Annotated in this window: 9 protein-coding genes and 1 other annotated feature; all 9 genes read left to right on the forward strand. The window is 37.7% G+C overall.

All coding sequences use genetic code 11. The features are described from left to right. Positions 1-532: 532 nt before the first annotated feature. On the forward strand, positions 533-1,000 hold the full coding sequence (locus ACFFIS_RS07785) for a CtsR family transcriptional regulator (protein ID WP_320380884.1): 468 nt from the start codon (positions 533-535) through the stop codon (positions 998-1,000). Positions 1,001-1,191: 191 nt separating this feature from the next. Beyond that, complete coding sequence (gene mcsA / locus ACFFIS_RS07790; protein ID WP_390186873.1) at positions 1,192-1,743, forward strand: protein-arginine kinase activator protein McsA; 552 nt, start codon at positions 1,192-1,194, stop codon at positions 1,741-1,743. After that, on the forward strand, positions 1,740-2,804 hold the full coding sequence (mcsB, locus tag ACFFIS_RS07795; protein WP_320380887.1) for a protein-arginine kinase McsB: 1,065 nt from the start codon (positions 1,740-1,742) through the stop codon (positions 2,802-2,804). Before mcsA ends, mcsB begins: the two co-directional genes overlap by 4 nt. Before the next feature lie 99 nt (positions 2,805-2,903). Continuing rightward, positions 2,904-5,333 carry an ATP-dependent protease ATP-binding subunit ClpC gene (gene clpC, locus ACFFIS_RS07800; RefSeq protein ID WP_390186874.1) on the forward strand — a complete coding sequence of 810 codons (2,430 nt, stop codon included), beginning with the start codon at positions 2,904-2,906 and terminating at the stop codon, positions 5,331-5,333. 284 nt (positions 5,334-5,617) lie between these two features. After that, positions 5,618-6,991, forward strand: a complete 1,374-nt coding sequence (radA, locus tag ACFFIS_RS07805; RefSeq protein ID WP_390186875.1) for a DNA repair protein RadA — start codon at positions 5,618-5,620, stop codon at positions 6,989-6,991. A 233-nt stretch (positions 6,992-7,224) separates the two neighbouring features. After that, positions 7,225-8,322 (forward strand): PIN/TRAM domain-containing protein, encoded by a 1,098-nt coding sequence (locus ACFFIS_RS07810; protein WP_390186876.1) that lies wholly within the window; start codon positions 7,225-7,227, stop codon positions 8,320-8,322. 252 nt (positions 8,323-8,574) lie between these two features. Beyond that, on the forward strand, positions 8,575-10,044 hold the full coding sequence (gene gltX / locus ACFFIS_RS07815) for a glutamate--tRNA ligase (protein ID WP_390186877.1): 1,470 nt from the start codon (positions 8,575-8,577) through the stop codon (positions 10,042-10,044). A gap of 65 nt (positions 10,045-10,109) precedes the next feature. Continuing rightward, positions 10,110-10,376, forward strand: a binding site (T-box leader). A 209-nt stretch (positions 10,377-10,585) separates the two neighbouring features. After that, the gene (gene cysE, locus ACFFIS_RS07820) at positions 10,586-11,236 is read left to right on the forward strand and encodes a serine O-acetyltransferase (protein ID WP_390186878.1); all 651 of its coding nucleotides are present in this window, start codon (positions 10,586-10,588) and stop codon (positions 11,234-11,236) included. Next, positions 11,226-12,626 (forward strand): cysteine--tRNA ligase, encoded by a 1,401-nt coding sequence (gene cysS, locus ACFFIS_RS07825; RefSeq protein ID WP_390186879.1) that lies wholly within the window; start codon positions 11,226-11,228, stop codon positions 12,624-12,626. The genes cysE and cysS overlap by 11 nt, the downstream gene beginning before the upstream one ends. Position 12,627 lies beyond the last annotated feature (1 nt).

Consider the following 12,627-nt stretch of genomic DNA (forward strand, 5'->3'; position numbering starts at 1 on the left):
CATGGGTTTTTTGATGTAAATAAAGACCCTACGTCAAATGACGTTGGTATTGCATTTTGGTGGTTGTACAATATATGACGTTGGTGGTCAAATCTCTCCAGCGTCGTTTTCTTGTTTATACAAATTAATTAATTTCATCATTCGACAGTAAGTAATTTTTGAGGACAGTATTTTTCGTAACGTCATATGTTGACTGCAACAGTGAATAAATGAATAGTATCTTTACATCAAGATGCACAACGTAATGAAATCGCATGAAAAATAATCATTACTTCTATTGAATTTTCTCTGCTCTTTTATCGGGTCATCTGTTCGTATCACATTAAAAGGATAATAAGATTGTGTTATTTTGTATGAAATATAAATATATATAAAATATATGTTTTTTATAACTATAATTTGACTACAATAAATGAATAGAAGGTGGTTGGCATCTGGGACATTTTGACGTATAATGATAATAAAGTCAAAGATAGTCAAAGTCAAAAAGCTGCTATCTTTAGAGCTCATGTGAGGTTAGGAGGTGGGCTTTATGCGTAATATATCAGATGTCATTGAACAATACTTAAAAGAAATATTAAAGGCAAAAGGTAAGAACGTAATAGAGATAAAAAGAAGTGAAATTGCTGACCAGTTCCAATGTGTTCCATCACAAATTAACTATGTCATTAATACGCGTTTTACGATGGAAAGAGGTTATATTGTAGAGAGTAAGCGTGGTGGTGGTGGATACATTCGAATCATCCGCATTCAGCATCATGATAAGTCGGAAATGATTGATGAAATTATAGCGTTAATTAATCCTTCTGTATCTTTACAAACAACAATTGATGTATTGGACCGTCTTATGGAGGAAGAAATTGTAACAGAGCGTGAGGCGCGTATTATTCTTAGTGCTTTAGATCGGGAGACCTTGGCATTTAAATTGCCGCTTAGAGACGAAATTCGTGCACGGATATTTACAAGTATTTTGCAGACATTAAAATATTTTGAAAAATAGGTTTTACTATCGTATGAATTCGGGTAAAAGAGTAAGATGTGTAGCAATAGGTATGGAATTCAAGATGGCCTTTGTTTTAATAAAAGTCGAAATAAAGTTATCCAACTTGAATTTAATTGTACTTCATTATTATGATAAGAATTTCAGCCTACGGAATAAAAAAATTAAACAATTAAAAGGGGGAGTTGAAAATGGAATGCCAAGAATGTCATCAACGGCCTGCAACATTGCATTATACCCAGGTTAGCAATGGTAATAAACATGAAGTCCATGTTTGCGAAGTTTGCGCGAAGGAAAAGGGATATATTCTACCAAATTCTGAAGAAGGTTACTCTCTACATGACTTATTGAAGGGCTTGTTCAATTTTGAAAACCCTAAAGTGAACCATACTTCAAAGTCACCCTTTCAAACAACGAAGGAAATACAGTGTCCGTCATGTGGAATGACACTTACGCAGTTTAAGCGGATTAGCAAATTTGGTTGTGCAGAATGTTATCATACGTTTTCCGACAAATTAGATCCTATCTTCCGTCGGGTGCATAATGGCAACATTAAACATGCTGGAAAGATACCGAAACGTCGAGGTGGACATCTCCATTTAAAAAAGCAGTTGGATACTTATAAGGAAAAGCTACGCCAACTAATAGAAAATGAAGCTTTTGAAGATGCCGCAGTTGTAAGAGACCAAATAAGAGACTTGGAAAGCCAAATACGAAATAAAGAAGCGGGTGATGAAGTATGACATTGCGACATTTTATGAATGAAGCAATTAGTCCGTGGATGCGAGAACAAGGTCCTGATGGTGACATTGTATTAAGTAGTCGTATACGGTTAGCGCGAAACTTCGCAGATAAGCCATTTCCGATTGTTGCGGAGTTGCAAGATTTAGAAGGAATTCATCAGTTCTTTAAGAAGGAATATGAACATACATCTTTTAAAGACTATCAAGATTTTGAGTTTATATCAATTCGAAATTTATCTACAATCGAAAAGATGGTTCTAGTAGAAAAGCATTTAGTTAGTCCCCTACTTACGAAGAATGCACAGACGTCAGCTGCGCTTATTTCTAAAAATGAACAAGTATCCATCATGGTTAATGAAGAAGATCATATCCGTATGCAACTCTACTATCCGGGGTTTCAATTGAATAATGCATTAAACGAAGCATTGGAATTAGATGATTGGTTAGAGGAAAAGGTGAATTTTGCATTTGATGAAAAACGTGGTTATTTAACGAGTTGTCCAACTAATGTAGGGACAGGAATGCGTGCTTCAGTCATGATGCATTTACCTGCTTTAACGTTAACGAAGCAATTAAATCGAATGATACCAGCCATTAATCAGCTAGGACTTGTAGTGAGAGGGATATATGGTGAGGGTAGCGAATCTTTAGGTAAAGTATTTCAAATATCCAACCAAACAACACTGGGGAAATCTGAAGAAGATATTATTGAAGATCTACAAGGTGTTGTCCAGCAATTAATTACGCATGAACGAAATGCAAGAAAGCGATTAATGGAGCAATCAGGTGTTCAGTTGGAGGATCGTATTTTTCGTTCATACGGTATTTTAAAGCATAGCAGAATCATTGAGTCAAAAGAGGCAGCTAATCGTTTGTCTGATGTTCGACTTGGTATTGACTTAGATTTAATACAGGATGAATCACATAGCATCTTGAATGAATTAATGGTTGTGACGCAACCGGGGTTTTTACAACATTATGCGAAAAAGACATTAACTGCGAATGAACGTGATATTTTACGTGCTTCATTAATTCGTGAACGTCTACGAATAGAGGCATAAAAACCATGTTTCATTTTTATTCGGTATACATAGGATGTAAATAGTGTAGTAGAAACAAATATTTACCGCAGTAGTTTTAATTTAGAGGAGGTAATAAATATGATGTTTGGACGATTCACGGAACGCGCTCAAAAGGTGCTGGCACTTTCACAAGAGGAAGCCGCACGACTTGGACATAATAATATTGGAACAGAACATATTTTATTAGGACTTATTCGTGAGGGTGAAGGGATTGCGGCAAAAGCTTTGGAATCTCTTGGTCTGGAAATCTCTAAAATTCAAGAAGAAGTTGAAAAACTAATTGGTAAAGGAAACCAACCAGTACAAGCGATGCATCATTATACACCGCGTGCGAAAAAGGTTGTGGAGCTATCGCAAGATGAAGCGAGAAAGCTTGGCCACTCATATGTTGGAACAGAACATATATTGTTAGGTCTGATTCGCGAAGGCGAAGGTGTTGCCGCACGTGTACTTAATAATTTGGGTGTCAGCCTCAATAAGGCGAGACAACAAGTATTACAATTATTGGGCAGTAATGAGTCACAAGCTGGACGTCAGGGGCGTGCACAAAGTACAAGTGCAAATACGCCGACACTTGACTCGCTTGCACGTGATCTAACGGAGAGTGCGAAGGAAGGTAAAGTAGATCCTGTAATAGGTAGAAGTAAGGAAATCGAGCGTGTTATTCAAGTTTTAAGTCGCCGAACGAAAAATAACCCAGTATTAATTGGGGAACCTGGTGTAGGGAAAACAGCGGTTGCAGAAGGTTTAGCACAGCAAATTGTTCATAACGAGGTACCTGAAACATTGCGTGATAAACGTGTCATGACACTTGATATGGGTACAGTTGTTGCTGGTACGAAATATCGTGGTGAATTTGAGGACCGCTTGAAAAAGGTCATGGAGGAAATTCGCCAAGCTGGAAATGTTATTTTATTTATTGATGAATTACACACATTAATTGGAGCGGGTGGTGCAGAAGGTGCAATTGATGCGTCGAATATTTTAAAACCATCGTTAGCTCGTGGTGAACTGCAATGTATTGGTGCTACGACATTAGATGAATACCGAAAATATATTGAAAAAGATGCAGCACTTGAGCGAAGATTCCAGCCTATTCAAGTGGATGAACCTACTGTAGAAGAATCGATTCAAATTTTAAAAGGTTTAAGAGATCGCTATGAGGCACATCACCGCGTCACGATCACGGATGAAGCAATTGAGGCATCAGCAAAATTATCTGAACGCTATATTACCGATCGATTTCTACCTGATAAGGCGATTGACTTAATTGATGAGGCGGGATCAAAAGTACGTTTGCGTTCGTATACAATTCCACCGAGTTTAAAGGAATTGGAACAAAAGCTAGAAGAAGTACGGAAAGAAAAGGATGCTGCGGTGCAAAGTCAAGAATTTGAAAAGGCCGCATCTTTGCGTGACTCGGAGCAACGTTTACGTGAAGAATTAGAAACGACAAAGAATAAGTGGAAAGAAAAACAAGGAAGACAAGATTCTAAAGTTACCGTTGAAGATATTGCGGGTGTCGTATCTGCCTGGACGGGTGTTCCAGTAGCGAAGATGACGAAAAGTGAATCAGATCGACTCCTAAACTTAGAAAAGGAATTACATCACCGAATTATTGGCCAAGAAGAGGCAGTCAAAGCTATCTCGGCTGCAATCCGTCGGGCGCGTGCGGGATTAAAAGATCCGAAGCGACCAATCGGTTCGTTTATCTTCCTTGGCCCAACAGGAGTTGGTAAAACAGAACTAGCTAGGGCGTTAGCTGAAACGATGTTTGAAGACGAGGATGCAATGATTCGAATTGATATGTCCGAGTATATGGAAAAACACGCAACTTCAAGACTAGTTGGTTCACCTCCAGGATATGTTGGATATGAAGAGGGTGGTCAGTTAACAGAAAAGGTTAGAAGAAAGCCATATTCTGTTGTCTTATTAGATGAAATTGAAAAGGCACATCCGGAAGTGTTTAATATATTATTACAAGTACTTGAAGATGGTCGTTTAACTGATTCTAAAGGTAGACTTGTTGATTTCCGCAATACAGTGCTTATTATGACGTCTAACGTAGGTGCAAGTGAATTAAGGCGTAATAAATATGTTGGCTTTACACTTGAAGATGAAAATCAGCAATATAAGGATATGAAGTCAAAAGTAATGGATGAATTAAAGAAATCCTTTAGGCCAGAATTTTTAAACCGAATTGATGAAACGATTGTATTCCATTCCTTAGAGAAAAAGCATATGAAGAAGATTGTGACATTAATGGTAAAAGACTTACATGACCGATTAAAAGAACAAGAAGTTGACTTTAGCTTAACAGATAAGGCATTGGAAAAAATTGCGGAGGAAGGATTTGAACCAGAATATGGTGCACGGCCATTACGTCGTTCGATTCAAAAGCATGTTGAAGATCTCCTTTCTGAACAATTACTGCAAGGAAATGTTAAAAAGGGAGAAAAGGTAAAAATTGGCCTTAATAATAAGGGAGAATTTATTATTCTTTCTTAACTAAATGATGAAAAGCTGGAGGGATAACTCCAGCTTTTCCCTTCAATATGTATGATATTGGCTTTACACTTGCCTTTTTGTAACAATGCTGAACCCGACATATATGGTAGGACGCAGTTTTTATGTGAGCTATGCAGCTGCTTTCTTTTTTAAATGTGGCAAAAATATGGTTGAATTTCATACAAATGATAGGTTTCTGTAACTTTCTAGTTATTTAATTCGTATACAATATATAGTAGACCTGTTCAATTAGATATTTGAACAATGGGAGAGGATAGAGTAAAGTGTCAAAAAGAAAAACAAAATTTGTTTGTCAAGAGTGTGGTTATGAAACCCCTCGTTGGATGGGGAAATGTCCAGGCTGTAATAATTGGAATTCACTCGTAGAAGAAGTCGAAATGACGGGGAAATCTAAACATCGTCATACTTTCTCTACGGGAACAACGGTTCGAAAACCAGAGAAAATAACGGCAATTGAATCAGAAAAAGAGCCACGAATTACGACGAAAATGAAAGAGTTTAATCGTGTTTTAGGCGGAGGAGTTGTACCTGGATCGCTTGTGTTAATTGGTGGAGATCCTGGTATTGGAAAGTCGACATTATTACTACAAATTTCTTCTCTATTAGCAGATAAGCAATTACCTGTGTTGTATATATCAGGGGAGGAATCCACACGTCAAACGAAGTTACGTGCGGATCGCCTAAGTATTAAATCGGATTTGTTATTTGTTTTATCGGAAACGAACTTATTTGATATTGTGAAACAAATTGAGACGTTAAAGCCTTCGCTCGTAGTGGTGGATTCAATTCAAACTATCTTTCGCGAAGAAGTAACGAGTGCACCAGGTAGTGTTTCACAGGTGCGCGAATGTACGGGAGAACTGATGAGAGTTGCAAAGACATATAATATCCCGATATTTATTGTTGGCCATGTAACGAAGGAAGGTGCCATTGCCGGTCCGCGTATGTTGGAGCATATGGTTGATACAGTACTTTATTTTGAGGGTGAACGGCATCATACGTATCGTATTTTACGTAGTGTTAAAAACCGCTTTGGAAGTACAAATGAAATGGGTATATTTGAAATGAAAGAAGAAGGATTGAAAGAGGTAATGAATCCTTCAGAAATCTTTTTAGAAGAACGTTCTGAAGGAGCGGCCGGCTCAACGGTTGTTGCTTCAATGGAAGGTACAAGGCCTGTTTTAGTTGAAATTCAAGCCCTTATTTCGCCATCTAGTTTTGGAAACCCGCGTAGAATGGGAACGGGGATTGATCATAATCGTATTCCGCTTTTAATGGCAGTTTTGGAAAAACGTGTGGGTCTTATGTTACAAAACCAAGATGCTTATGTGAAAGTAGCTGGAGGTGTAAAGTTAGACGAGCCCGCTATTGATTTGGCTGTTTCAATAAGTATTGCTTCTAGTTTTCGTAACCAACCGACTAGACCCGAAGATATATTCATAGGGGAAGTTGGGCTTACTGGAGAAGTTCGTCGCGTGTCGAGAATTGAACAACGTGTACAAGAAGCAGCAAAACTCGGTTTTAAACGAGTAATATGTCCTCGCAGAAATTTAGATGGATGGAAAGTACCACAAACTATCCAAGTAATTGGTGTAGATTCTGTTCAAGAAGCAATGGATTTCGGCTTAGCTAGGTAAGTACTCATAGGTAAAATTTGCCATATTGAGTATCATTATGTACTTTTTGTTACTATTATACTATGTGTTTAATTGACTTTGGTATTTAAGTGTGATAAAATTTATAGTTTTACTAAATTGATTGTTTTTTTGACCTATGTTATGATTTAGAGGGGTTTATACATTCATTTTGAATTTAATGGTTATTTTTTTAAGGTATAAGGTAATAATAATGTGTAGGAGGTGATAGTGGTATGTTAAAAAAGATCGTACATCTGTTTTTTGTTATAACAGGTGCTACAGTAGGTTTTCTGTATATGCCTGATATAGTTCGTCTACTTGGCGTTACGGAGGCAGGTTGGGCACAGTCACCGTATTTTGGCTCTGTATTAGGCGCACTTATTTTATTTTCTATTTCGTATGGGATTGCTGGTTATATTGTGAACCTTTTAAAATGGATTGAAGATGCCTTAATAAGAGTACCAGTTGGAGATTTGTTTTTTGGAAGTATCGGATTAATTATCGGTCTAGTCATCGCGTACTTGATTAATATAACATTACAAGATATTAATATTAAGATTATTTCACAAATCATTCCACTTTTTCTCATGATACTATTAGGCTACCTTGGCTTTCAAGTTGGTTTTAGAAGACGTGAGGAATTTGTCCATTTATTAGCTAAAAAAGATCGTGATAAAAAGCGTTCGGTCGATGAAGAGCAAGCCCAAACCGTGGTCCCAAAGCCCAAAATATTAGATACAAGTGTAATTATTGATGGGCGCATTGCTGATATTTGTCAGACAAGTTTTTTGGAAGGAACGATTGTTATCCCGCAGTTTGTGTTAGGTGAATTACAACATATCGCCGATTCGTCAGATGTGTTGAAACGGAATCGGGGTAGACGTGGTTTGGATGTGTTAAATCGCATACAGAAAGAATTGCCGATAAAAGTTGAAATTTACGAAGGTGACTTTGAAGATGTTCAAGAAGTAGATAGTAAACTAATTAAATTGGCAAAGGTAATGGACGGTGTGTTAGTAACAAATGACTTTAATTTGAATAAAGTTTGCGATTTACAAGGCGTCCGTGTGTTAAACATTAACGATCTAGCAAATGCGGTAAAACCAGTTGTGTTACCTGGTGAGGAATTAATGGTTCAAGTCATCAAGGACGGGAAAGAGCAAAATCAAGGAATTGCTTATCTTGATGATGGTACGATGATTGTAGTCGAGGAAGGTGCCCATTTTATCGGAAAAACGATTGAGGTCATTATAACGAGTGTATTGCAAACATCTGCAGGTCGCATGATCTTTGCAAAGCCGAAATTGTTGGAAAGAGAAAGAGCATTGTAATCTATCGTAATTATTTATAAAAAACTAGTATTTTATCTTCACAAAAAGTGATAACTGCGTCAACGTTATCACTTTTTGTGCTATTTTCTGCTAGATGTAACATAATAAACATTGTAGTTGTATACAAAGGGCTTTATTCTGTATAGATGGTACTGTTTTTTGATATACTTAATGAGATATAATTTAATAACTATAGACGATGTTTAACGCAATTATAATGATTATAGTTGAAAATAAGGAAGGGGTAACACCATGACTAAAGATGTAAGGGTTCGTTATGCACCGAGTCCAACAGGACATTTACATATTGGAAATGCACGAACTGCACTATTTAATTATTTATATGCAAAGCATTTTAATGGGAAGTTTATTATTCGGATTGAAGATACTGATGAAAAGCGAAATGTAGTTGGTGGAGAGGAAAGTCAACTTAATTATTTAAAATGGTTAGGTATTGAATGGGATGAAGGTGCGGATGTTGGTGGTGAATATGGTCCGTATCGTCAAATGGAGCGCTTAGATATTTATCAGCAGTATGTGCAGGACCTGCTTGATCGTGGTCTAGCATATAAATGTTACATGACGGCAGAAGAATTGGAACAAGAACGTGAGGAACAACGTGCAAACGGACAAGTTCCTAAATATTCTGGTGCTCATCGTGATTTAACAGCAGAACAGATTGCGCAGTTTGAAGCGGAAGGTCGTAAACCAAGTATCCGTTTCCGTGTACCTGATCATGTCACTTATACATTCCAAGATATTGTCCGGGGAGAAATTAAGTTTGAGTCAGGCGATATTGGTGATTGGGTAATTGTAAAACAAAATGGTATTCCGACGTATAACTTTGCAGTTGCGATTGATGATCATATGATGGAAATTACCCATGTACTACGTGGAGAAGAGCATATTTCAAATACACCAAGGCAAATGATGATTTATGAAGCGTTTGGTTGGGAGGCGCCAAAATTTGGTCATATGACACTCATTCTGAATGAAGAACGGAAAAAGTTGAGTAAAAGGGACCAGCATATTGTCCAATTCATTGAGCAATACCATGATATGGGATATTTACCAGAGGCGCTATTTAACTTTATTACACTACTTGGATGGTCACCAGTTGGCGAAGAAGAAATTTTTGACCAAAAAACTTTGGTTGAGATATTTGACCCAGCGCGTCTATCCACATCTGCAGCAATATTTGATAAGCATAAATTAAAATGGATGAATGGTGAATACATTAAAAAGGCAGATCCTGCATTTGTTATAGACTTGGCTTTACCGCACCTCGTTGCTGCGGGCAAACTATCTGAAGATATGGATGAGCAAACAAAGGAATGGGCCAAACGGCTTATTGGGCTATATCAAGAACAACTCCATTATGGCCAGGAAATCGTTGAATTAACGGATCTATTCTTTAAAGAATCTATTCATTATGATGAAGCGGCGATGGAAGTATTAAAAGAGGAACAAGTGCCAGAAGTGTTGCAAGTCTTTACAGATAAGTTAATTCAATTAGATGACTTTACACAAGACCAGATTAAACAACAAATAAAAGGAACACAAAAAGAAACTGGTCATCGTGGTAAAAAGTTATTTATGCCAATCCGTGTTGCAACAACAGGGCAAACACACGGACCAGAATTACCGCTTGCAATCGAACTTCTTGGTAAAGATGTCGTGATTGCGCGGTTAGACGAAGTGTTAAAGAAATTAAATGCATAAATCTATTGAAAAAGTAACGATATAGTTCACATTTGGTTCAATCTGTAATATAGTATTAATACAATAAATGAGCGTTGAAAAGGGAAAGTAAAAAAGAATGAACTTACACAGAGAGAATCACCTTGGCTGGAAGTGATTTTAAGTATCCTTTTTGAAGTGCCCCTTGGAGCCCGTTATGGAAATGATGGTGCTTGTTCAAAGAGAGATTGATTGCAAGGCTTGGGAACAAACACACATAAGTACATGACGGCGGTACTCTACCGTTAAAAGAGCACCAAAGTTGGGAGTTAATTGCTCCAAACAGAGTGGAACCGCGCGAAGGCGTCTCTGTGCAAGTTATGCACGGGGGCGCTTTTTATATTTTGTAAGGAAAGAATCGAAGTTGTCCTCGTTTTGCATGGATTTCTGAAGTAAATATGCGCAACACTACGCATAGGACATAGGTGAATGGAGTCGACCGGTTTGTGCGAAGTAAACAGCTGGTTGCGCTCTTCATGATGTATATCGAGGAAAAATAGCTTTCATAATAGGTGGTGGAAAGATGTTTAAACGTATGAAAGAGGATATGGATATTGTCTTTGAACAGGATCCAGCGGCACGTTCTTATATGGAAGTATTTCTCACATATTCTGGTTTACATGCAATTTGGTGGCATCGTATAGCTCATTGGTTCTATAAACGGAAAATGGGGTTTATCGCAAGAGTTATATCGCAAATAAATCGCTTTTTTACAGGAATTGAAATTCATCCCGGGGCCAAAATTGGTAGACGCTTTTTCATTGATCATGGCATGGGGGTTGTAATCGGAGAAACATGTGAAATTGGCCATGATGTAACAGTTTTTCAAGGTGTGACCTTAGGTGGAACAGGAAAGGAGAAGGGGAAACGTCATCCAACCATTAAGGATAATGCGTTAATTGCGACAGGAGCAAAAGTCCTCGGCTCCATTACAATTGGTAAATATGCTAAAGTTGGGGCCGGATCTGTTGTGTTGAAAGATGTACCAGATCATGCAACTGTTGTAGGTATTCCGGGTCGTGTAGTAAGGCAAAATGGTAAATCGGTCAGACAAAATTTGGACCATCGTTTACCAGATCCAATAGAAGAACATTGTGATAGGCTGCAAGCTGAAATTAATAAATTGCAAGCAGAAATTGAACAGCTGAAAGAGGGGATGAAACATGTCAATTAAAATTTATAATACACTTTCCCGTAAGAAGGAAGTTTTTAAGCCGATTGTGGAAAATAAAGTGAAGATGTATGTTTGTGGCCCGACTGTATATAATTACATTCATATTGGTAATGCGAGGCCGGCTATTGCCTTTGATACGGTAAGACGATATTTAGAGTATAAAGGTTATGAAGTAGATTACGTGTTAAACTTTACAGATGTAGATGATAAGATTATCCAAACAGCAAATGAATCTGGTAAAGAAGTGATGGAAGTAGCGAACAAGTATATCGAAGCATACAAAGAGGATGTAAATGCGCTCTATGTGAAGCAAGCGACACATCATCCACGCGTAACAGAGTCAATGGACGATATTATTTCATTTATTAAAGGATTAGTGGAGAAGGGCTTTGCGTACGAAGTAGATGGAGATGTTTATTTTAAACCGCGTGCTTTTGACGGATACGGAAAACTATCCCAACAGTCAATAGATGAGCTTCGATCTGGTGCAAGAATCCAAGTGGGAGAAAAGAAACAAGACCCATTGGACTTTGCCCTGTGGAAGCAGGCAAAACCAAACGAAATTGCTTGGGATTCACCTTGGGGAAAAGGTAGACCAGGATGGCATATTGAATGCTCGGCTATGGCAAAAAGATATTTGGGTGAAACGATTGATATTCATGCAGGGGGGCAGGATTTAACTTTCCCGCATCATGAAAATGAAATTGCGCAATCAGAGGCTGGAAACGGCAAAACATTTGCGAATTATTGGATGCATAATGGCTATATCAATATTGACAATGAAAAGATGTCCAAATCACTTGGTAACTTTGTTTTAGCGCGGGATATATTAGCGGAACACGATCCGCAAGTTGTGCGATTTTTCATGTTAAGTGTTCATTATCGCCACCCGATTAACTTTTCAAATGAATTATTAGAGGGTGCAAAGAATAGTCTGGATCGAATTAAAACTGCATATGAAAATTTAACACACCGTAAATCTTTAAGTATGAATTTGGTTGCAGATGAACAAGAATGGTTAGCGAAGATTGAACAATTTAAAATGGCATTTGAGGCGGAAATGGATGATGACTTTAATACAGCAAATGCAATATCCGTATTATTTGATGTTACGAGAGAAGCAAATATGTACTTGCAAGAAAAGCAAACAACTACGAAAGTAATTGATGCTTTCTTGGGTGCGATTGAAACGATACTTGGCGTCTTGGGAATCGCGTTAGAGCAAGAAGAGCAACTTTTGGATGATGAAGTAGAATCCCTAATTGAGGAAAGAAATGAAGCGCGTAAGGCACGTAATTTTGCTCGTGCAGACGAAATACGTGATCTTCTAAAAGAAAAAAATATCTTATTAGAAGATACTCCTCAAGGCGTTCGTTGGAAAAGAGGGTAAT

The organism is Paracerasibacillus soli (assembly GCF_042432965.1).
Taxonomy (GTDB): Bacteria; Bacillota; Bacilli; order Bacillales; family Amphibacillaceae; genus Paracerasibacillus; species Paracerasibacillus soli.